This is a genomic window from Streptomyces caeni, assembly GCF_042678285.1.
Lineage (GTDB): Bacteria > Actinomycetota > Actinomycetes > Streptomycetales > Streptomycetaceae > Streptomyces > Streptomyces caeni.
Genome location: NZ_JBHUDX010000016.1, coordinates 47674 through 68096, shown reverse-complemented (window position 1 = coordinate 68096; position 20423 = coordinate 47674). Strand labels below are relative to the sequence as shown.

The 20423-nt window shown below is 70.0% G+C and carries 18 protein-coding genes, 1 pseudogene and 1 riboswitch; of the genes and pseudogenes, 8 read left to right on the top strand and 11 right to left on the bottom strand.

Going from position 1 to position 20423, the window contains the following annotated elements; translation table 11 throughout:
* Positions 1 to 19: 19 nt before the first annotated feature.
* Positions 20 to 262, top strand: coding sequence for a hypothetical protein (locus ACFSL4_RS06560; protein WP_381079493.1), 243 nt, complete (start codon positions 20 to 22; stop codon positions 260 to 262).
* Here ACFSL4_RS06560 and ACFSL4_RS06555 read toward each other — a convergent pair.
* From ACFSL4_RS06555 to ACFSL4_RS06530, 6 genes are all read right to left on the bottom strand, one after another.
* Positions 175 to 1209: a ribonucleotide-diphosphate reductase subunit beta gene (locus ACFSL4_RS06555; protein WP_381079491.1), complete on the bottom strand. Its 1035-nt coding sequence runs from the start codon at positions 1207 to 1209 to the stop codon at positions 175 to 177. The two genes, ACFSL4_RS06560 and ACFSL4_RS06555, sit on opposite strands and share 88 nt — an antisense overlap.
* On the bottom strand, positions 1200 to 3599 hold the full coding sequence (locus ACFSL4_RS06550; protein ID WP_381079489.1) for a ribonucleoside-diphosphate reductase subunit alpha: 2400 nt from the start codon (positions 3597 to 3599) through the stop codon (positions 1200 to 1202). The genes ACFSL4_RS06555 and ACFSL4_RS06550 overlap by 10 nt, the downstream gene beginning before the upstream one ends.
* Positions 3600 to 3718: 119 nt before the next feature.
* A riboswitch (cobalamin riboswitch) is annotated at positions 3719 to 3855 on the bottom strand.
* Positions 3856 to 3917: 62 nt separating this feature from the next.
* On the bottom strand, positions 3918 to 4442 hold the full coding sequence (locus ACFSL4_RS06545; RefSeq protein ID WP_381079487.1) for a GNAT family N-acetyltransferase: 525 nt from the start codon (positions 4440 to 4442) through the stop codon (positions 3918 to 3920).
* Positions 4443 to 4514: 72 nt separating this feature from the next.
* The gene (gene mctP / locus ACFSL4_RS06540) at positions 4515 to 6143 is read right to left on the bottom strand and encodes a monocarboxylate uptake permease MctP (RefSeq protein ID WP_381079485.1); all 1629 of its coding nucleotides are present in this window, start codon (positions 6141 to 6143) and stop codon (positions 4515 to 4517) included.
* Entirely contained in the window at positions 6140 to 6373 is a 234-nt protein-coding gene (locus tag ACFSL4_RS06535; protein WP_381079483.1) for a DUF3311 domain-containing protein, read from the bottom strand. Before ACFSL4_RS06535 ends, mctP begins: the two co-directional genes overlap by 4 nt.
* Before the next feature lie 321 nt (positions 6374 to 6694).
* The gene (locus ACFSL4_RS06530) at positions 6695 to 7459 is read right to left on the bottom strand and encodes a GntR family transcriptional regulator (RefSeq protein WP_381079481.1); all 765 of its coding nucleotides are present in this window, start codon (positions 7457 to 7459) and stop codon (positions 6695 to 6697) included.
* A gap of 429 nt (positions 7460 to 7888) precedes the next feature.
* On the opposite strand from ACFSL4_RS06530, the gene ACFSL4_RS06525 reads away from it, so the two are divergent.
* From ACFSL4_RS06525 to ACFSL4_RS06510, 4 genes are all read left to right on the top strand, one after another.
* Entirely contained in the window at positions 7889 to 9169 is a 1281-nt protein-coding gene (locus ACFSL4_RS06525; protein ID WP_381079479.1) for an extracellular solute-binding protein, read from the top strand.
* Between the two features lie 75 nt (positions 9170 to 9244).
* Complete coding sequence (locus ACFSL4_RS06520; protein WP_381079477.1) at positions 9245 to 10231, top strand: carbohydrate ABC transporter permease; 987 nt, start codon at positions 9245 to 9247, stop codon at positions 10229 to 10231.
* Positions 10228 to 11088, top strand: a complete 861-nt coding sequence (locus ACFSL4_RS06515) for a carbohydrate ABC transporter permease (protein WP_381079475.1) — start codon at positions 10228 to 10230, stop codon at positions 11086 to 11088. Before ACFSL4_RS06520 ends, ACFSL4_RS06515 begins: the two co-directional genes overlap by 4 nt.
* 9 nt (positions 11089 to 11097) lie before the next feature.
* Positions 11098 to 12591 carry a glycoside hydrolase family 3 protein gene (locus ACFSL4_RS06510; protein WP_381079473.1) on the top strand — a complete coding sequence of 498 codons (1494 nt, stop codon included), beginning with the start codon at positions 11098 to 11100 and terminating at the stop codon, positions 12589 to 12591.
* Between the two features lie 25 nt (positions 12592 to 12616).
* Here the strand turns inward: ACFSL4_RS06510 and nagB are convergent, their stop codons facing one another.
* Entirely contained in the window at positions 12617 to 13402 is a 786-nt protein-coding gene (gene nagB, locus ACFSL4_RS06505) for a glucosamine-6-phosphate deaminase (RefSeq protein ID WP_381079471.1), read from the bottom strand.
* A gap of 265 nt (positions 13403 to 13667) precedes the next feature.
* On the opposite strand from nagB, the pseudogene ACFSL4_RS06500 reads away from it, so the two are divergent.
* Together ACFSL4_RS06500 and ACFSL4_RS06495 are read left to right on the top strand one after the other, a co-directional pair.
* Positions 13668 to 14276: pseudogene (locus tag ACFSL4_RS06500) on the top strand (TetR/AcrR family transcriptional regulator); the annotation flags it as partial.
* A gap of 501 nt (positions 14277 to 14777) precedes the next feature.
* On the top strand, positions 14778 to 16253 hold the full coding sequence (locus tag ACFSL4_RS06495) for a sensor histidine kinase (RefSeq protein ID WP_381079469.1): 1476 nt from the start codon (positions 14778 to 14780) through the stop codon (positions 16251 to 16253).
* A 192-nt stretch (positions 16254 to 16445) separates the two neighbouring features.
* Here ACFSL4_RS06495 and ACFSL4_RS06490 read toward each other — a convergent pair whose 3' ends face one another.
* Together ACFSL4_RS06490 and ACFSL4_RS06485 are read right to left on the bottom strand one after the other, a co-directional pair.
* Entirely contained in the window at positions 16446 to 16703 is a 258-nt protein-coding gene (locus ACFSL4_RS06490; protein ID WP_003992873.1) for a WhiB family transcriptional regulator, read from the bottom strand.
* Positions 16704 to 17022: 319 nt separating this feature from the next.
* Positions 17023 to 17991, bottom strand: coding sequence for a diacylglycerol/lipid kinase family protein (locus ACFSL4_RS06485; protein WP_381079467.1), 969 nt, complete (start codon positions 17989 to 17991; stop codon positions 17023 to 17025).
* 137 nt (positions 17992 to 18128) lie between these two features.
* On the opposite strand from ACFSL4_RS06485, the gene ACFSL4_RS06480 reads away from it, so the two are divergent.
* On the top strand, positions 18129 to 18578 hold the full coding sequence (locus ACFSL4_RS06480; RefSeq protein ID WP_381079465.1) for a hypothetical protein: 450 nt from the start codon (positions 18129 to 18131) through the stop codon (positions 18576 to 18578).
* A gap of 65 nt (positions 18579 to 18643) precedes the next feature.
* Here the strand turns inward: ACFSL4_RS06480 and ACFSL4_RS06475 are convergent, their stop codons facing one another.
* The gene (locus ACFSL4_RS06475; protein WP_381079463.1) at positions 18644 to 19786 is read right to left on the bottom strand and encodes an RNA polymerase sigma factor SigF; all 1143 of its coding nucleotides are present in this window, start codon (positions 19784 to 19786) and stop codon (positions 18644 to 18646) included.
* A complete protein-coding gene (locus ACFSL4_RS06470) occupies positions 19783 to 20196 on the bottom strand; it encodes an ATP-binding protein (protein ID WP_055492491.1) in 414 nt (137 codons plus the stop codon). The genes ACFSL4_RS06475 and ACFSL4_RS06470 overlap by 4 nt, the downstream gene beginning before the upstream one ends.
* Between the last annotated feature and the right edge of the window lie 227 nt (positions 20197 to 20423).

Sequence of the window (20423 nt, the reverse complement as noted above, 5' to 3'; positions counted from 1 at the left end):
CGGCGGGACAGTGGTGTCCATGGATGCGACACACGCAGAAGCCCTCACCGGAATGCTCACCGTCCTCGTCCTCCTCGTCCTCCTCGTCCTGCCCTCACTGATCGGCATCGCGCACGAACGCCGTGTCGACCGCCGGATCAGGCAGGCCGGGGAGGCACGCGAGGAGGCAGGTGGTCAGAAGTCCTCGTCGAGGTCGACGGTCCCCTCCACCGCGACCTGGTACGCCGAAGGGCGCCGCTCGAAGAAGTTGGTCAGCTCCTGAACGCCCTGGAGCTCCATGAAGGAGAAGGGGTTCTCCGAGCCGTACACCGGGGCGAAGCCCAGGCGCATGAGGCGCTGATCGGCGACGCACTCCAGGTACTGCCGCATCGATTCGGTGTTCATGCCCGGCAGGCCGTCACCGCACAGGTCGCGCGCGAACTGCAGCTCGGCCTCGACGGCCTCCCGCAGCATGTCGGTGACCTGCCGCCCCAGCGCGTCGTCGAAGAGGTCCGGCTCCTCCTTGCGCACCGTGTCGACCACCTCGAAGGCGAATCCCATGTGCATTGTCTCGTCGCGGAACACCCAGTTGGTGCCCGTGGCCAGACCGTGCAGCAGGCCGCGGCCGCGGAACCAGTAGACGTACGCGAAGGCCCCGTAGAAGAACAGGCCCTCGATGCAGGCCGCGAAGCAGATGAGGTTGAGGAGGAAGCGGCGGCGGTCGGTCGCCGTCTCCAGCCGGTCGATACTCTCCACCGAGTCCATCCACCGGAAGCAGAACCGTGCCTTCTCGCGGATCGACGGGATGTTCTCGATCGCCGCGAAGGCGGCTGCGCGCTCCTGCGGATCGGGGAGATAGGTGTCCAGCAGCGTCAGATAGAACTGGACGTGCACGGCCTCCTCGAAAAGCTGGCGGGACAGGTACAGCCGCGCCTCGGGGGAGTTGATGTGCTTGTACAGGGTCAGCACGAGGTTGTTGGCCACGATCGAGTCGCCCGTCGCGAAGAACGCGACCAGCCGGCCGATCAGGTGCCGCTCCGCGGGGGTGAGTCTGGCGAGGTCGGCGACGTCCGAGTGGAGGTCGACCTCCTCGACGGTCCAGGTGTTCTTGACGGCGTCCCGGTAGCGCTCGTAGAAGTCGGGGTAGCGCATGGGGCGCAGGGTCAGTTCGAAGCCAGGGTCGAGCAGGTTCGCGCTCTTCTTCGGCGGGTGGAGGGACATCACTGGCATGCCTCGCAGGACTCGGGGTTCTCAAGGGAGCAGGCGACCGCGCCGGGGTCCGCGGCGGCCTGCTGCACGGGGACGGCCGCCCGGGCGGCACGGGCGATGCGGGTCGCCGGGCGCGAGCGCAGGTAGTACGTCGTCTTCAGGCCCCGCTTCCAGGCGTATGCGTACATCGAGGAGAGCTTGCCGATGGTCGGCGTCTCCATGAACAGGTTCAGGGACTGGCCCTGGTCCAGGAACGGGGTGCGGGCGGCGGCCATGTCGATCAGCCCGCGCTGCGGGATCTCCCATGCCGTGCGGTACAGCGTCCGCACGTCCTCGGGGATCCAGGCGAAGTCCTGCACCGAGCCGTTCGCCTCGCGCAGCGCCTCCCGGGTGCGGGCGTCCCAGACGCCCAGCTTCTTCAGATCCTCGACCAGGTAGGAGTTGACCTGGAGGAACTCCCCGGACAGCGTCTCGCGCTTGAACAGATTGGACACCTGCGGCTCGATGCACTCGTACACACCCGCGATGGACGCGATGGTGGCGGTCGGCGCGACGGCGAGCAGCAGCGAGTTGCGCATGCCGACGGCCGCGATCCGTTTCCGCAGCGCCGCCAAGCGCTCCGGCCAGGCCGGTTCGACATCGTAGTGGTCGGGGTGCAGCACACCCTGCGCGGTACGGGTCTTCTCCCAGGCCGGCAGCGGGCCGTGGACCTCGGCGAGGTCGGCGGAGGTCTCGTACGCGGCGAGCATGATGCGCTCGGCGATACGGGTGGACAGCGCCTTCGCCTCGGGTGAGCCGAAGGGCAGGCGCAGCTTGAAGAACACGTCCTGCAGACCCATCACTCCCAGGCCCACCGGGCGCCACTCGGAGTTGGAGCGGCTCGCCTGCGCGGTCGGGTAGTAGTTGATGTCGACGACGCGGTCCAGGAAGGTGACGGCGGTACGGACCGTGGCGTCCAGCCGCTCCCAGTCGAGGTCACCGCTCGCCGCGTCGGCGAACGCGCCGAGATTGACCGACCCCAGATTGCAGACCGCCGTCTCCCCGTCGTGCGTGACCTCCAGGATCTCGGTGCAGAGGTTGGAGGAGTGGATGACGTGGCCCGGTCGTGCCGTCTGGTTGCCGGTGCGGTTGGCGGCGTCCTTGAAAGTCATCCAGCCGTTGCCGGTCTGGGCGAGCGTGCGCATCATGCGGCCGTACAGATCGCGGGCCGGGATGGTCCTGCGGGCGAGCCCGGCGGCCTCCGCCGCCCGGTAGGCGGCGTCGAACTCCTCGCCCCACAGGTCGGCCAGCTCCGGCACGTCGGACGGTGAGAACAGCGACCACGGCCGGTCGGCCTCGACCCGGCGCATGAACTCGTCCGGGACCCAGTGCGCGAGGTTGAGGTTGTGGGTGCGGCGGGCGTCCTCACCGGTGTTGTCCCGCAGTTCGAGGAACTCCTCGATGTCGGAGTGCCAGGTCTCCAGGTACACCGCGGCGGCGCCCTTGCGCCGGCCGCCCTGGTTCACCGCGGCGACCGAGGCGTCCAGGGTCTTCAGGAACGGGACGATGCCGCCTGAGTGCCCGTTGGTGCCGCGGATGAGGGATCCGCGGGAGCGGATGCGGGAGAACGACAGCCCGATGCCACCGGCGTGCTTCGAGAGGCGGGCGACCTGGTGGTAGCGCTCGTAGAGGGAGTCCAGCTCGTCCTTCGGGGAGTCGAGGAGGTAGCAGGACGACATCTGGGGGTGCCGCGTGCCGGAGTTGAAGAGCGTGGGGGAGGAGGGGAGGTAGTCGAGGCGGCTCATCAGCCGGTAGAGCGCGGCGACCTCGTCCACGGGCCGGGAGCCCGGCTCCGAGCCGAGCACCGTGTCCTCGGCGAGGCCGCAGGCGACGCGCAGCATGAAGTACTGCGGTGTCTCGACGGTCCTGCGGGTGATCGGGTGCCGCAGGAGGTAGCGGCTGTGCAGGGTGCGCAGCCCGAAGTAGCCGAAGCGGTCGTCGGCAAAGGGGTCCACGAGCGCGTCGAGCCGGTCGGCGTGCAGGCGCACGAACGCGGCGGTGCGGTCGGAGATGAGCCCTTCCCGGTGGCCGGCGGCGATGGACTCGGTGAACGAGGTGACGCCCTGTGAGGCGGCCTCGGCGCGGATCCCGATCGTCAGCAGCCGGGCGGCCAGCCTTGAGTAGGAGGGGTCCTCGGAGATGAGGCCGGCGGCCGCTTCCGTGGCCAGCTCGCGCAGCTCCGACTCGTCCGCATGCGCCGACCGGCCGCGCAGCGCGGCGGCGGTGACCCGGCCCGGGTCGGCGTCCGGAAGGTCGGCGGTCAGCTCGGTCAGGGTCCGCAGCAGCGCGGCACCGGGACCGTCCCTTTCGCCGGTCACCGCCGGTGTCGTGGACGCAGTCGCTGAAACCGGGTCGGCTGGCGCGATGGTCACGTAGGGCTCTCCCTCGCTCGGCACGGGGCCTTGCGGAGGGCGGGGCGGTTCACGAGCGCACGCGGCGTCGCGTCACCGGCCCATTCCACGAGGCCCGGACGTCAGGGCGCCGGGCCGGACGGCCGGGCGCGCTGTCGGCAGGTCCTCGGACTGACGCTCGTGCGCGCACACGGGGGCGAGCATGCACAAGTACACCGTTGCGGGACAGTTCCGGATTCGCACCGGATTCCCCTGCGGCGACAGCGAGCATGAGCATACATCTTGTGTCGGGGTTCGATGCCACCCCCAGATGTTGTGTCTTGTCGGCTTCGGGGTGCGTCAGAGGGGCAACTCATAGGTGAGGAGGGCGATGTCGAGGTGCGGGACGGGGGTCCAGTCGCGCCCGGGGGTGCGGACGAAGCCCAGGCGCTCGTAGATGCGGTGGGCGGTGCGCATCGTGCGCTGGGTCGACAGGACGATCCGGACACAGCCGTCCGTGGCCCGCGCCCGGTCGACGCAGGCGCGTACGAGGGCCTCGCCGATCCCCTGGCCCCGGGCCGCGTGGGAGACGGCGAGCATCCTCATCTCGGCCTCCCCGGGGCGGGCGATGTCGGCCATGGGGCCCCCGTCCGGCACGAAGGTCACCCCGCCGAGCACGCTCCCCCGGGCAGAGGGGACGCTCGTGCGCTCGATCGCCACCAGCACCTCCGCGGCGGCGGCCCGCTTGGCCACGTCCCTCAGCTCACCGAGGTACTCGTCGCTCTCCCCGAAGTCCAGGAGGCCGTCTCGCAGGTACGCCTGTGCGGTGATCTCCCCGAGCGTCTCGTAGTCCCCGGGTTCCGCCTGCCGGATCGCGATGTCCATGAGGGTCAGTGTGCAGGACGGGTACGACAACGGGCCGCCGGATCACTCCGGCGGCCCGTCCTCAGGTCCGGCTCAGTGTGCGGTGCCCGCCGTGGCCGGCGGCAGTTCCACCTGCACCCCGGGGTCGCCCGCGTCCGCCGTGTAGTCGCCCGGCTGGGTCTCGTCGACGCCTTCCGGAGCCTTGACCGCCTTCAGGACGAGGGTCAGCACCACGGTGACCGCGACGTTCAGCACGAACGCCGTCAGGCCGATGTAGCCGATCTCGCCGATGCCGGGGATCTCCTTCGCCGAGCCGCCGAAGTGCTTCTTGGTCGGGGAGGCGACGCCGTACGCGGCGACCGTGCCGTACACCATGCCGACCGCCCAGCCCGCCAGTAGCGCCCAGCGGTGGAACCAGCGGGTGAACAGGCCGCCGACCAGGGCCGGGAAGGTCTGCAGGATCCAGATGCCGCCGAGCAACTGGAAGTTGATGGCCACCGTCTTGTCCATCGTCAGGACGAAGAGCAGGGCGCCCACCTTCACCAGCAGCGACACCGCCTTGGAGACCCTGGTCTCCTGGTGGGGTGTGGCGTCCGGCTTGATGAAGTCCTTGTAGATGTTGCGGGTGAACAGGTTCGCCGCCGCGATCGACATGATCGCCGCGGGGACGAGCGCCCCGATGCCGATCGCCGCGAACGCCACGCCCGCGAACCAGTCCGGGAACATGTCCTCGAACAGCTGCGGGATCGCCAGCTGGCCGTTCTTCACGTTGACACCGGCCGCGATGGCCATGAAGCCGAGCAGCGCGAGCAGACCCAGCATCACCGAGTACAGCGGCAGGATCGTGGTGTTGCGGCGGATCACCTCACGGCTGCGTGAGGACAGCGTCGCGGTGATCGAGTGGGGGTACATGAACAGCGCGAGCGCCGAGCCCAGCGCGAGGGTCACGTATGTCCACTGGCCCGCCTCCGGCGTCACCAGCGCCCCGCGCGGCTTGCCCGTCGCCGGGTTCGTCTGCGAGAACGCCTGGCCGGCCTTGGCGAAGATGTCGTCGAAGCCGCCCAGCTTGATCGGGATGTAGATGATCGCCACCGCGATGACGATGTAGATCAGCGCGTCCTTCACGAACGCGATCAGGGCGGGCGCCCGCAGACCCGAGGAGTACGTGTACGCCGCCAGCACGCCGAAGGCGATCAGCAGCGGCAGGTCCTTCACGAACCAGTGCGTGCTCTCGCCGCCACCCACGCCCATCACGTCCAGCACGGCCTGGATGCCGACCAGCTGGAGCGCGATGTACGGCATCGTCGCCAGGATGCCGGTGACCGCCACCGCCAGCGACAGGCCCTTCGAGCCGAAGCGGCCGCGTACGAAGTCCGACGTCGTCACGTAGCCGTGCCGGTGCGACACCGACCACAGACGGGGCAGGAACATGAAGATCAGCGGGTAGACCAGGATCGTGTACGGCACCGCGAAGAAGCCCATCGCGCCCGCCGCGTAGATCGCCGCCGGCACGGCCACGAAGGTGTACGCCGTGTAGAGGTCGCCGCCGAGCAGGAACCAGGTGATCCAGGTGCCGAACGACCGTCCGCCCAGGCCCCATTCGTCCAGGGTGTGCTCGTTGTCGGCCTTGCGCCAGCGTGCCGCCAGGAAGCCCATGACGCTCACGGCCAGGAAGAAGAAGACGAAGACGCCGAGCGCCACGCCGTTCACGCCGTCCTTCATTCCGCCGCACCGCCCTTCTGCGAGGCCTGGGCGCGCTGGTCACGCTGCCACAGCTTGTACGCGATCATCGTCAGCGCCGTGGAGATCAGCACCCACAGCATCTGGTACCAGTAGAAGAAGGGGATGCCGATGAAGGCCGGGTCCGTCTTGGCATAGGACCCGACCCACAGCATCGCGACAAAGGGAGCTAGGAGGCAGAGGGCGATGATGACGCGCACAGGCGTCACCACCGCCGTTCCTCTTGCAGTGGGCTCGTTCGACATGGGCGGCTCCGTCTCCTCACTGATCACTGGTGGTAACGCGCAGGCAATGTAGGTGACGGTGTCTGGAATGCGGAAGCCCCCTCCGCATATCGGTTTCCAACAGCAATAGGAACCCCCGGGGGTATATACCTCTGGGTAGTCCGTACGCACCCGTAGGAGTGCGCAGCGTGACGGAACGGGGGCAGGGAAACGTTCTGGGTGGGCACCGGGCCGTCCTCCCGTCCGTGCGGCGACGGGAGGACCGTAGAGCAGCTTCGGGGGCGGCGCCATACCGCCCGCAGCGTTGTTCTACTCGGTGGGCCGCTTCAGCCTCGCCACGAACTTGTAGCGGTCGCCGCGGTAGACGGACCGCACCCACTCCACCGGCTGGCCCTCCCGGTCCAGGGAGTGCCGCGAGAGCATCAGCATCGGCAGGCCCACGTCCGTGCCGAGCAGGCCGGCCTCGCGCGGGGTGGCCAGCGACGTCTCGATGGTCTCCTCGGCCTCGGCGAGGTGGACGTCGTAGACCTCCGCGAGCGCCGTGTACAGCGAGGTGTACTTCACCAGCGACCGGCGCAGCGCCGGGAAGCGCTTCGCGGACAGGTGTGTCGTCTCGATGGCCATCGGCTCGCCGCTCGCCAGCCGCAGCCGTTCGATGCGCAGCACCCGGCCGCCGGGCGCGATGTCGAGCAGCCCGGCGAGCATGTCGTCGGCGGTGATGTAGCCGATGTCCAGCAGCTGCGAGGTCGGCTCCAGGCCCTGGGCCCGCATGTCCTCGGTGTACGAGGTGAGTTGCAGCGCCTGCGAGACCTTCGGCTTGGCGACGAACGTGCCCTTGCCCTGGATGCGCTCCAGGCGGCCCTCGACGACCAGTTCCTGCAGGGCCTGGCGCACCGTTGTGCGCGAGGTGTCGAACTCGGCCGCCAGCGTGCGCTCGGGCGGCACCGGCGTCCCGGGCGGCAGCGTCTCCGTCATCTCGAGCAGATGCTTCTTCAGGCGGTAGTACTTAGGCACGCGCGCGGTGCGGACGGTCGCCCCGCCCTCGCTCTCCGCACTGCTGACGTCGGTGCTCATGCTCTGCCTTCCCGGCTCCGGATGCCGAAGCGACCGACAGGCCCGTCGGTCACGGCTCACATCGTGGCACGGCTTCACGGGGGCGGATGCCCCCGGACGCTTCGTGATCCCCGTTACACGGCCGGGGATCCCCTCTGTATACCGCCGGTGTCCCAGATGGTCTAGTCCATCTCGCCCATGTGGTCCAGTCGGGCCCGCTCGCTCGGACCGTGCCCGTTTTTGCTGGGTTCCTACTTAAAGGTCCTTGCATATGTAGGTCCCGTAACGGACGCCGGGAGTGCTTCACGCGCCCTTGACACGCCTATTGGTCTGGGCCAAGCTCCCCGGTACTGGTCTACACCATTGGTCCAGTCCCGGCCCCACGTGCCGTACTCGTCGTCAGTCGCCGCGGGGACAAGGGGGGTTTGTGGCATCCCTGAGGAGGGTGGCGTGAAGCGCAAGCTGACAGCCGCGATCGGTATCGCGGGCATGATGGTCTCCATCGCGGCGTGCGGGGGCGGTGACGGCAAGTCCGGGGACAAGGGAGCGGACGCCAAGGAGCTCACCGTCTGGCTGACGGTCGACGCGCAGAACAACTGGCCGGCGCTGGTGAAGGCGGCCGACGACGCGCTGGTGAAGAAGCACCCCGGTCTCACGATCAAGCACGAGTACTACGGCTGGCCGGACAAGAACACCAAGCTCGACGCGGTGCTCGCCACCGACAAGGCGCCCGACGTGGTCGAGATGGGCAACACCGAGATGCTCGGCTACATGGTCAAGGGCGCCTTCGCCCCCGTCGACCCGGCCGCGTTCGACAACTCCGCCCAGTGGCTGGACGGCCTCAAGGCATCGGTGACGTACGACGGCAAGACCTACGGAGTCCCGTACTACGCCGGCGGCCGCGTCGCCAACTGGCGCAAGGACATCGCCGCTTCGGTCGGCGTGAAGACGCCCCCGAAGACGTACCGGGAGCTGACCGCCGTCCTGGACAAGATCCAGAAGCGGGAGGGCGGCACGTTCAACGCCTGGTACCAGCCGACGCGCGACTGGTACGCGGCCATGTCCTTCGTCTACGACGCGGGCGGCTCCATCGCCGAGGAGGAGGGCGGCCGGTGGAAGGCCGGCCTCTCCTCGCCCGAGTCCCTCAAGGGCCTCACCGAGTTCAAGACGATCGTCGACAAGTACATGCACGGCGACAAGACCAAGGACGAGTCCGACCGCTACATCGTCTACGGCCAGGGCAAGTCCGCCATGATCTTCGGCGCCGCGTGGGAGGGCGCGACGGCGGCCGACCCGAAGAACGACAAGACCGGCAAGCTGAAGAACAACCTCGAGAACTTCGTGATGCCCGGTCCGTCCGGCAAGAACATCCCGGTCTTCCTGGGCGGTTCGGACCTCGCGATCCCCGTGAAGTCCAAGGCGCAGGCGCTGGCCGCCGAGTGGATCAACGCCTTCACCGGCTCCGAGGGGCAGAAGGGCCTGATGGCCAAGGGCAACCTGCCCAACAACAAGACCGACCTCGCCACCCTGAAGAACGACCCGGCGACGGCGGTCCCGGCCACGGCGGCCGAGTCCAACTGGTTCGTCCCGATGGCACCGGGCTGGGGCCAGGTCGAGAAGGCGCAGATCCTGCAGACCATGCTGCAGGCCATCGGCACCGGCAAGAAGTCGGTCGAGGCCGCCGCGAAGGACGCGGACGTCGCCATCGACAAGGTCATCAACACCAAGTGACGGCAGCGCGGGGCCCGTTGACCCGGGGGGTGTTCGGGGCGGGCCCCGCACCGTACGGCCGCTGAGGAGCGCGCGATGAGTGCCGCAGACACGACCACCCCTGCCAAGCCGCCGCCGTCGCGGCCGGCGCCGCCACCGGACGCCGTCGTCAGGCCGCGCAGACAGCGGACGCCGGGCGGGGCCGCCGTCCCCTGGGCGCTGCTCGCCCCCTGTCTGCTGGTCCTCGCCCTGGTGATGGGCTATCCGCTGGTACGCCTGGTCACCCTGGCCTTCCAGAAGTTCGGCCAGTCGCAGCTGTGGGGCTTCCAGCCCCCCGAGGCGGTCGGCCTCGCCAATTTCACCGGCGTCCTCGGTGACGGCGAGTTCTGGGCGGTCGTGGTGCGCACGATCCTCTTCGCCGCCGGCTCGGTGGTCTTCACCATGGTCGCCGGCATGCTGATCGCGCTGCTGCTCCAGCGGGTCTCCGGCTGGGTGAAGACGCTCGTCAACATCGTGCTCGTAGCCGGCTGGGGCATGCCGGTCATCGTCGCGACCACGGTCTTCAAGTGGCTCTTCGACTCGGACTACGGCGTCTTCAACGCGCTGCTCAGCAAGCTGCCGGGGGTCGACATGATCGGTCACAACTGGTTCGCGAGCGGGCCCCAGGGGCTGGCCGTGATCATGCTGCTCGTGGTGTGGGGCGCCGTCCCGTTCGTGGTGATCACGCTCGGCGCGGGCCTCACCCAGGTCCCGAAGGAACTCCAGGAGGCGGCACGGCTCGACGGCGCGGGCTCCTGGGGCGTCTTCCGCCATGTCACCCTCCCGGTCCTCAAGCCGGTCATCGTGATGCTCACCACTCTGTCCGTCATCTGGGACATGGGCGTCTTCCCGCAGGTCTTCGTGATGCGCGGCGGCCACCCCGAGGCCGAGTTCCAGTTGCTCACCACGTACTCGTACGACAAGGCGTTCGTCGTCAACGACTACGGGCAGGGCTCCGCGATCGCGCTGCTCACCGTGCTGCTGCTGCTCGGCGTCGTCGCCGTCTACATGCGTCAGATGCTGAAGATCGGAGAGGTGGAATGAGCGCGACAGCGCTGTCCGGGCGCACCGCCGCCCGCCGCCGGGGGACCTCCAGGCTCGGCTGGAACCTCCTTGGCCTGCTGGTCTTCGTCACCGCGGGCTTCCCCGTCTACTGGATGGCCGACACCGCCTTCAAACCGGCGAAGGACGCCATCGACCCGGACCCCAGCCTGCTGCCGACCGGGGTCACGCTGGACAACTTCAGCCGCGCGCTGACCATCGCGGACTTCTGGGGGCCGGTCGCCCGCAGCCTGATCGTGTCGTTGTCGGTGGTCGCGATCGGCATCGTCGTCGGCATGCTGGCCGCGCTCGCCATCTCCCGCTTCGCCTTCCGCGGCCGGAAGATCGTGATCGTGGGCATCCTGGCGGTCCAGATGATCCCGCTCGTGGCCATGATCATCCCGGTTTTCCTGCTCCTCAACGACCTCGGCCAGTACGACAGGCTGTCGGGCCTGATCATCACGTATCTGACCTTCATCCTCCCCTTCACGGTGTGGACCCTGCGCGGCTTCATCGTCAACATCCCGCGCGAGCTGGAGGAGGCGGCGATGGTGGACGGCTGCTCACGCACCGGCGCCTTCCTGCGCGTGGTCTTTCCGCTGCTCGCCCCCGGCCTGGTCGCCACGTCGGTCTACGGCTTCATCCAGGCGTGGAACGAGTATCTGTACGCCCTGATGCTGATGAGCCAGCAGAACCAGACCGCGACCGTCTGGCTGGGTAACTTCACCACCAAGCACGGCACCGAGTACGCCCCGATGATGGCCGGTTCCACGATGATGGCGGTGCCGATCGTCGTCCTCTTCCTCCTCGTCCAGCGCAAGATGGCCGCGGGCCTCACCGCGGGCGCCGTGAAGGGATAACGCCACCCGATGACGACATTCGCCAGCGGTACCGAGACCCTCACGCGAGACGCGCTGACGGTCCTCCAGCCCGGCTTCACCGGCACCACCGCCCCCGACTGGCTGCTGCGCCGCCTCGGCGAGGGGCTGGCGTCGGTGGGCCTGTTCGGCCGGAACATCGCCTCGCGCGAACAGCTCGCCGCCCTGACCGCGCAGCTGCGCGCCGAACGCGACGACGTGCTCGTCGCGATCGACGAGGAGGGAGGCGACGTCACGCGCCTGGAGGTGAGGACCGGGTCGTCCTTCCCCGGCAACCACGCCTTGGGCGCGGTGGACGATGCGCAGCTGACCCGCCGGGTGGCGCACGAACTCGGTCGCCGCCTCGCGGAGTGCGGGGTGAACCTGAACTGGGCGCCCTCGGCCGATGTGAACTCCAATCCCGCGAACCCGGTGATCGGCGTACGGTCCTTCGGAGCCGACACCGCGCTGGTGGCCCGGCACACCGCCGCGTACGTCACCGGCCTGCAGTCCGCCGGTGTCGCCGCCTGCACCAAGCACTTCCCGGGGCACGGCGACACCGCCGTGGACTCGCACCACGCGCTGCCGCGCATCGACGCGGGGCCGCCGGTGCTCCAGGAGCGCGAACTGACGCCGTTCCGCGCGGCGATCGCCGCCGGCACGCGCGCGGTGATGAGCGCGCACATCCTGGTGCCGGCCCTGGACCCGGACCTCCCCGCCACGCTGTCCCGGAAGGTGCTGACCGAGCTGCTGCGCGGCGAACTCGGCTACGACGGCCTGATCGTCACCGACGGCATGGAGATGCGGGCGATCGCCGGGACCTACGGCATCGAACGCGGCAGCGTGCTCGCCATCGCGGCCGGCGCGGACGCGATCTGCGTGGGCGGCGGCCTCGCGGACGACGAGACGGTACGGCGGCTGCGGGACGCCCTGGTCACGGCCGTCCGCTCCGGGGAACTGGCCGAGGAGCGGCTCGCGGACGCGGCGGAACGCGTGCGGGTGCTGGCGCGGTGGACGGCCGCGGCGCGGCCGCAGGAAGCCGCACCGCAGCCGGCCGCCGGCACCGACGTCGGCCTGGTCGCGGCCCGGCGCGCACTGACGGTCACCGGCGCGGAGGGCTTCGTCCCGCTCGGCGAACCGCCGTACGTCGCCGCCCTCACCCCCACCGCGAACATCGCGGTGGGCGACGAGACCCCCTGGGGCGTCGCCGCGGAACTGCTCCGCCTGCTGCCCGGCACGGAGACGGGCAGCTTCGCGGGGCAGGAGGCCGGGCGGGCCGCGCTGGACGCCGCTGGTGGGCGGCGGATCGTCGCGGTGGTCCGGGACGAGCACCGCCACGCCTGGATGGCCTCGGCTCTCGACACACTCCTTGCGGAACGCCCCGACACGATCGTGGTCGAGATGGGTGTTCCACAGTCCGCACCCCGCGGCGCCCTGCACATCGCCACGCACGGTGCGGCGCGGGTGTGCGGGCGGGCGGCAGCCGAGGTCCTCGCGGGCGCGTAGCCGGCCGCGAGGACCCGGGCGGACCCTAGATGTCCTGCCAGTCGGGCTTGTGGGCGTAGGTGTGCCGGAAGTAGTCGGCGAGCTTCAGCTCGGCGGCGGCGGCCTCGTCGACGACGACCGTGGCGTGCGGGTGGAGCTGCAGCGCGGAGGCCGGGCACACCGCCGCGACGGGGCCCTCGACCGTCGCGGCGACCGCGTCCGCCTTGCTCTCGCCGGTCGCGAGGAGCACGAGGTGCCGGGCCTCCAGGATGGTTCCGATGCCCTGCGTGATCACATGGTGGGGCACCTGGTCGATGTCGCCGCCGAAGAAGCGCGCATTGTCGATGCGGGTCTGCTCGGTCAGCGTCTTGATCCGAGTCCGGGAGGCGAGCGAGGAGCACGGCTCGTTGAACCCGATATGGCCGTCGGTCCCGATTCCGAGCAGCTGGAGGTCCACGCCGCCGGCCGCGGCCAGCGCCTTGTCGTACGCCTCGCAGGCGGCAGGCACGTCCCGCGCGGTGCCGTCGGGGCCCATGAACGCGTCCATGCCGATGCCGAGCGGCTCCAGCACCTGGCGCCTGAGCACCGAGCGGTACGACTCCGGATGGTCGGCCGGCAGCCCCGCGTATTCGTCGAGCTGAGCGATCCGTGCCCGCGAGGTGTCCACGGCACCGGAGCGCACCCGGGCCGCCAGCGCCTCGTACACGGGCAGCGGGGTCGAGCCGGTGGCCACTCCGAGCAGGGCGTCGGGCGTGCGCCGGAGCAGGTGCGCCATGGCCTCGGCTATGAGCTCGCCACCCGCAGTGGCGTCCGGAACGATGACAACTTCCACGCTGGGCCTGCCGATCTGAAGAGGGGCTCGCCTGGGAACCGAACGGGAGCATGTGGTATAGACCAATCTAGCAGAGGTGGTCCTCCCGGTGGAGTGCCAGGTGCGTGGGCGAACGGCCCGTCGCGTCCACCCGGCCGTGCCGTCCTGCTCGTGCGCACACCCATGGCGATGCCCCTCCGCATTCCCTGGCGATCGATACGGAAAAGAAAAAGAGCGTGGTGCGGGAGGGAGTGTTTTCTCTAGCGGCCGCCATAAAATCCGCCCCATGGTGAACCGCCAGGGGAAGGAAGCCCGGCCGCGGGGCCGGCCCCGCTCCTTCGACCGTGCGACCGCGCTGGAGAAGGCCGTCCTCGCGTTCTGGGAGCACGGCTACGAGGCCACGTCCGTCTCCGACCTCACCCACGCGATGGGTATCGGCGCCCCCAGCCTGTACGCGGCCTTCGGCGACAAGCGGTCGCTGTTCGAGGAGGCCGTCCGCGTCTACGGCGACCGGTACGGCTCCTTCAGTGACCGTGCCCTGGCCGAGGAGCCCACGGCGCGTGGCGCCGTCGAGCGCATACTCCGCGAGGCGGCCGACGTCTACACCGCCCCCGGTCACCCGCACGGCTGCCTCGTCCTCCACGCCGCGACCAACTGCGCGACCCCCGAAGTCGAGGAGTCCCTGCGCGCCCGGCGCAACGCCGCCATCGCGGCCTTCGAGGGCCGTATCAGGGCCGGCATCGCCACGGGAGAGCTGTCCGGGGACGCCGACGCCGGCGCGCTCGCCCGGTGCGTCGGCGCGGTCCTCCAGGGGATGTCCCAGCAGGCGCGCGACGGAGCGAGCCGGGAGGAGCTGGAGGCACTCGCGGACATCGCGATGGCGTTCTGGCCACGAGCCGCAGCCGAAGCGGGCTACGCTTCTGCGGACGGGCCGTCCGTGGCATCCGGTGAAGAGCGGACAACAAACATCCGCCGACACATGGACACACGCGGCCGGACGCTGGAACATGGTCCACGAGGTGTGGTCTAGTCCATCGCGCTCGACAGCTCGACAGACAGGTACATCAAGCAAGGCGTCCGTCTCGCGACGACGAGGAGGACGCGACATACGAGCCTCCGCCTTCCCCGCACAGGAGGGCGGACCGAGGAACCGGTGCTCTCTGCCCTGACTGCCCCGGCTCCTCGACCTTCGGCCGACCGGGACCGCACACCCCACGGCCGTTGCTGCTCCGGGCTGCGGTGCCGGGAGGGTTGAGGGTCCCTCCCAGGCGCCGCGGCCCGCGGGTGTTTCCGGCCCGGTGCGGGGGCGCCGGGCGAAGCCGCCCGAGGTTCCGGGCAACGGCCCCGTTCCCGCTGATTTCGAGCGCTGTCCGAACGCCCAGGTACCCTCGCAGACGTGCCCTCCATGAACGAACTGGTCCACCAGCACACCGCCCTCAGCGACTCCGACCTGGAGTGGCTGCACCTGCTGGTGTCGGAGTGGCAGCTGCTCTCCGACCTCTCCTTCGCCGACCTGGTCCTGTGGGTGCCCACGCGCGACGGCACGCGGTATGTGTCGGTGGCCCAGATGCGCCCCAACACCGGCCCCACCTCGTACCAGGACGACATGGTCGGCCACCTCGTCCCGCGCGGCCGCCGCCCGATGCTGGACGTGGCCTTGGACGAGGGCCGGATCGTGCGGGAGGGAGACCCCGAGTGGCGCGAGGAGGTCCCCGTCCGGGTCGAGTCCATCCCCGTGCGGCGCGAGGGGCGTGTGCTCGGCGTCATCGCGCGCAACACCAACCTGCTGACCGTGCGTACCCCGAGCCGCCTGGAGCTGACCTACCTCCAGAGCGCCTCCGACCTCGCCCAGATGATCGCGGCGGGCGCCTTCCCGTTTCCCGACCAGCAGGTCGACATGGACGCTCTGCCGCGCGTCGGCGACGGGCTGGTCCGGCTGGACGCGGACGGCATCGTCCAGTACGCCTCGCCGAACGCGCTGTCGGCCTACCATCGCCTGGGCCTCGCCGCCGACCTCGTCGGTCAGTACCTGGGCAGGACCACCGCGGAACTGGCACCGTCCCGGGGGCCGGTCGACGAGGCGCTCGCCAAGGTCGCCAGCGGCTGGGCCCCGCGTGAGTTCGAGATCGAGGCCAACGACGGTGTGATCCAGTTCCGCACGATCCCGCTCAAGCCCAAGGGCACGCGCATCGGTTCGCTCGTCCTGCTCCGGGACGTCACCGAACTGCGGCGCCGTGAGCGTGAGTTGATCACCAAGGACGCGACCATCCGGGAGATCCACCACCGGGTGAAGAACAACCTCCAGACGGTCGCCGCCCTGCTCAGGCTGCAGGCCCGGCGCATCGAGTCCGAGCGGGGACGGGAGGCGCTCGAAGAGGCGGTGCGGCGGGTCGGCTCGATCGCCATCGTCCATGAGACGCTGTCCCAGAATCTGGACGAACGCGTGGAGTTCGACGAGATCGCCGACCGGGTGCTCGCAATGGTCGCCGAGATCTCGCCCGGCAAGGTCACCGGCCGGCGCAGCGGCCGCTTCGGCATCCTCGACGCCGAGGTCGCGACCCCGCTGTCCATGGTCCTGACCGAGGTCCTGCAGAACGCCCTCGAACACGGCTTCCGCCCGGGGGACACCGGGACGGTCGAGGTCGCGGCGGTCCGCGGCGGCACCACCAAGGAGGCCCGGCTCCTGGTCACCGTCCAGGACGACGGGGTGGGCCTGCCCGAGGGCTTCGACCCGCGCACCTCGGGCAATCTCGGGCTGCAGATCGTGCGGACCCTGGTGGAGGGCGAGTTGGGCGGCACATTCGACATGGTCCCGGCCGCGGAGGGCGGAACGCGGGTGATCCTGGACATTCCGGTGCAGTCCCACAAGTGAGGCCCGGGGCTCGCAGAAAGGAGCGCGGGCGCACCGCACAGCAATGAGCCCCGGACCACAAGTGGTCCGGGGCTAAAGCTCGTTGCCAGCTGTTGCCAGCGCGGCGGGGGTACTGCGCGCTGCGGCTCGGGGGCGGGAGATGCGTACTCGCTGTACGCGCCGCCAAGCTCAGGCTCGTACGGGGCGGGTGTGTCAGGCGGAGGCCTGACGGGCCCGGTTGCGAGCGGCGCGGCGCTTCATGGCGCGGCGCTCGTCCTCGCTGAGACCACCCCAGACGCCGGAGTCCTGGCCGGACTCGAGCGCCCACTGCAGGCACTGCTCGATAACGGGGCAGCGACGGCAGACGGCCTTGGCTTCCTCGATCTGCAGCAGCGCGGGACCGGTGTTGCCGATGGGGAAGAAGAGCTCAGGGTCTTCCTCGCGGCAAACGGCGTTGTGACGCCAGTCCATGGCTGCTACCTCTCCTTGATATTACGTGCAGATTGCTTGTGAATGTGAACGCTTTCACGAATCCCCCGACAAGTGAAGGGCCTATCGCCAGGCTCGCTGACGTGGTCCTGTGAATTGAGGAGGGGTTCGGGCTCTCTGCGGAGGCCAGTGGTGCGGGCTGTCCCGAGCGCCACGTAGAGACTCGCAAACCTCAGCGGCGGATACAACCCCTTCAAGAAAGTTTTTTTTGATTCCTTGGTGTCGACTAGGTCACAGCCGTACTTCCAAGGGGTGGACCCTGGCCTAAACGTTCGACTGAAAGGACTTTAGCGCCTTCCACTCACACAATCACACGCAGTGCACGGTGTACGCCTGTGAACGTCACGCTTGTGCGCAGTCCGAGGTGGTCGCCGTCCATCTGCAGGGGCAGCCGCACCTTCGAATGCAAGGTGAACCCGGCCAGGTCGTGGAGCGAGACCACATGCTTGCCGTGGGGGCCGCGCTCGGGGGACGAAGTGAGCAACTGTGTGGCATACCGGGCGACCGAGGCCGTCGACATACGGCTCAGCGCCATGACGTCCAGTCCGGTGTCGAACGAGGCCCTGGGTGACGCGTACACCGGACGGTTCCCGAGGAACGTCCATGGCGCCGTGTTGCAGATTATGGACAGCACGAGACCGGTGACCGGCTCCTCGCCGGGCCGGTCCAGGGTGATCGTGCCGTGTCTGCGGTGAGGTTCGTCCAGAAACTGGCGTACCACCTGGCGCAGATACAGCGCATGGGTCGACCGCCTGCCCTGCTCCCGCTGCTGCTCGACCCGGCCCACGACCCCCGCGTCGAATCCGAGCCCGGCGGTGAAGGTGAACCAGCGGGAGGGCACCGCCTCGTCCTCCGTGCCCGGGGTGCCGGCGGCGAGACCGAGGCCGACCGTGCGCTCGCGGTTCTCGCGCAGGGCGTCGAGGATCACGCCGGTGGCCTCCACGGCGTCGTTGGGCAGGCCGAGGGCGCGGGCGAAGACGTTGGTGGAGCCGCCGGGGACGACGGCGAGGCGGGGCAGCCGGTCGGGGTCGGGGCCGCGGTGCAGCAGGCCGTTCACGACCTCGTTGACCGTACCGTCGCCTCCGAGGGCCACGACCAGGTCGATGTCCTCGCTGTCCGCGGCCTGGCGGCCGAGGTCCCGGGCGTGTCCGCGGTACTGCGTGGTCACCGCCTCAAGCTTCATCTCGCTCGCCAGCGCGTGGGTCAAGACGTCACGGGTACGTGCGCTTGTGGTGGTTGCCGCCGGATTGACCACGAGAAGTCCACGCATGGGGTGCAGCGTACCTACTGAGGGGTACCGGACCCAGACCGAGGTAGGGATCGGGTAAGAGACCCGACGGCGGTGTTGGCCGCTGGGACGGTGCCGGGGTCCGCGGCGGCCGCCGGGGCGGGGGCTACCCTTCAGGGGTGAGCGCTGAGCAGAACCCCACCCCTGAGACCTCCGACGCCGAGCCCCGTCCCGCGCGGCTGACCGCCGCGGCGGCGCTGGCCGGCCTGGAGGGGCTCGCCCTGGTCGTGGGCGGCGTCTGGATGTGCGCCCTGGGCCTCACGGGATCCCCGGACGACCGCGGCCAGGCCGTCACCGGCGGCATCACCCTGATCGTGCTCGCGCTGCTGCCCCTGCTGGCCGCGCGCGGCCTGCTGCGGAGGCGCGGCTGGAGCCGGGGGCCCGCCGTGATCACCCAGATCCTGGCCCTGCCGGTGGCCTACAACCTGCTGCAGGCCGACAGCCTGGCGATCCCGGGGGGCATCGCGCTGGCGGCCGTCGCGGTGGCGGCCCTGGTGCTCCTGGTGAATCCGGCGACGACGCGGGCGCTCGGCATCCGGGGCCCCGGGGGCGTACAGGACCAGAAGTAGGCGCGCCGCACGCCGGCGGGGCCTCCGGCCGGGGCGACCGCCATCCCGGTCGCCCGTTGCCGCTCCTACTCCTCGACCAGCAGCTTCTCCCGCAACTGCGCCAGTGTCCGGGCCAGCAGGCGCGACACATGCATCTGTGAGATGCCGACCTCCTGCGCGATCTGGGACTGGGTCATGTTGCCGAAGAAGCGCAGGAGCAGAATCCGCTTCTCGCGCGGGGGAAGGTCCTCCAGCAGCGGCTTGAGCGACTCCCGGTACTCCACGCCCTCCAGCGCCTCGTCCTCGGCGCCGAGCGTGTCGGCGACGGCCGGGGACTCGTCGTCCGTGTCGGGGACGTCCAGGGACAGCGTCGAGTACGCGTTGGCGGACTCCAGGCCCTCCAGGACCTCCTCCTCCGAGATGGCCAGCTTCTGGGCCAGCTCGTGGACCGTCGGGGAGCGGCCGTGCTGCTGGGACAGCTCGGCCGTGGCCGTCGTCAGGGCCAGGCGCAGCTCCTGCAGCCGCCGCGGCACCCGCACGGCCCAGCCCTTGTCGCGGAAGTGGCGCTTGATCTCGCCGACGACCGTCGGTGTCGCGTACGTGGAGAACTCGACACCGCGATCGGGGTCGAAGCGGTCGACCGACTTGATCAGCCCGATGGTGGCGACCTGCGTCAGATCGTCCAGCGGCTCACCCCGGTTGCGGAAGCGGCGCGCGAGGTGCTCGACGAGCGGCAGGTGCATGCGGACCAGCTGGTTGCGCAGCTCCGCGTACTCCGGGCTGCCCTCCCTCAGCTTGCGCAGCTCGACGAACATGGACCGCGCCCCGCTGCGGTCCTGTGGGTCGTGCTGTGCGCCGGCCGGCACACTCTGCTCAGCGTTTCGCTCGTGCTCGCTCATCGTCCCGCCCGTCACCTTTCCCCGCTCGCTCGGCTCCGCGCGAGCGGGGAAGGCCCCACTTCCTCCGGAGGACGTGCTCCGCGAGGCACCGTCCGCATCCCCTCGTCCCCCGTCCCGGACGGAGACCGTCCCGTCCGTGCCGGGCGGTCCCGCCTGCGCGGACGCCACGATCGCCGAGGTGTCGTCCTCCGGGTGCGGACGCGCCTGCTCGGGGATGCCGTCCATGCCGTCGGCCATGCGCCGCGACCCGCCCGGGCCGACGGCGTTCCCGCCGGAAAGTTCCCGTGTGCCGCGCTCTTCGTCCCGCACCGGCCCGTCCCCGTTCGTCACGCCGGCCCGGGTCCCGCGCCGCGCTGTTTGTAGAGACTGATGGACACGGTCTTGTCGTCGGCGACCGCGGAGGAGACCTTGCCGGCCAGGGCCGACAGGACGGTCCAGGCGAAGGTGTCCCGCGAAGGGGCGTGACCGTCCGTGGTCGGCGCCGCGACCGTGACCTCCAGCGAGTCGTCGATGAGCCGGAAGACGCAGCTGAGCACTGAGCCGGGCACGGCCTGCTGCAGCAGGATCGCGCACGCCTCGTCCACCGCGATACGCAGGTCCTCGATCTCGTCGAGGGTGAAGTCCAAACGGGCCGCGAGACCGGCCGTGGCCGTACGCAGCACCGACAGGTAGGCACCCGCTGCCGGCAGCCGGACTTCCACGAAGTCCTGGGTCGCGGGCTCGCCTGCGATCTGGGACACCCTCACCTCCAAGGTGGTACAAGCTCGTTCGGGGCCGGGGTCGCCCCCGGGGTAACGCCCTACGTGGTTCAGCGGTGACGCTATCGCGCTCCCTCGTGTCCTGTCCTCGGGACCCCGCCCCTTGCTGTCACTCATAGTAAACCCATGGATACGCACAGTGGCTAGAGGTCTGCGGGCCCAATTGGGAAGAGCGCGCGCCGCTTTGACGTACCCAGGCGCCGGACCGT

What these genes read in the sequence shown, in the direction of transcription:
- ACFSL4_RS06560 (WP_381079493.1), top strand. Translation starts at nt 20, where the DNA reads ATGGATGCGACACACGCAGAAGCCCTCACCGGAATGCTCACCGTCCTC.
- ACFSL4_RS06555 (WP_381079491.1), bottom strand. Translation starts at nt 1,209, where the DNA reads ATGCCAGTGATGTCCCTCCACCCGCCGAAGAAGAGCGCGAACCTGCTC.
- ACFSL4_RS06545 (WP_381079487.1), bottom strand. Translation starts at nt 4,442, where the DNA reads ATGGACATCGCGATCCGGCAGGCGGAACCCGGGGACTACGAGACGCTC.
- mctP (WP_381079485.1), bottom strand. Translation starts at nt 6,143, where the DNA reads ATGAAGGACGGCGTGAACGGCGTGGCGCTCGGCGTCTTCGTCTTCTTC.
- ACFSL4_RS06530 (WP_381079481.1), bottom strand. Translation starts at nt 7,459, where the DNA reads ATGAGCACCGACGTCAGCAGTGCGGAGAGCGAGGGCGGGGCGACCGTC.
- ACFSL4_RS06520 (WP_381079477.1), top strand. Translation starts at nt 9,245, where the DNA reads ATGAGTGCCGCAGACACGACCACCCCTGCCAAGCCGCCGCCGTCGCGG.
- ACFSL4_RS06515 (WP_381079475.1), top strand. Translation starts at nt 10,228, where the DNA reads ATGAGCGCGACAGCGCTGTCCGGGCGCACCGCCGCCCGCCGCCGGGGG.
- ACFSL4_RS06510 (WP_381079473.1), top strand. Translation starts at nt 11,098, where the DNA reads ATGACGACATTCGCCAGCGGTACCGAGACCCTCACGCGAGACGCGCTG.
- ACFSL4_RS06490 (WP_003992873.1), bottom strand. Translation starts at nt 16,703, where the DNA reads ATGGACTGGCGTCACAACGCCGTTTGCCGCGAGGAAGACCCTGAGCTC.
- ACFSL4_RS06485 (WP_381079467.1), bottom strand. Translation starts at nt 17,991, where the DNA reads ATGCGTGGACTTCTCGTGGTCAATCCGGCGGCAACCACCACAAGCGCA.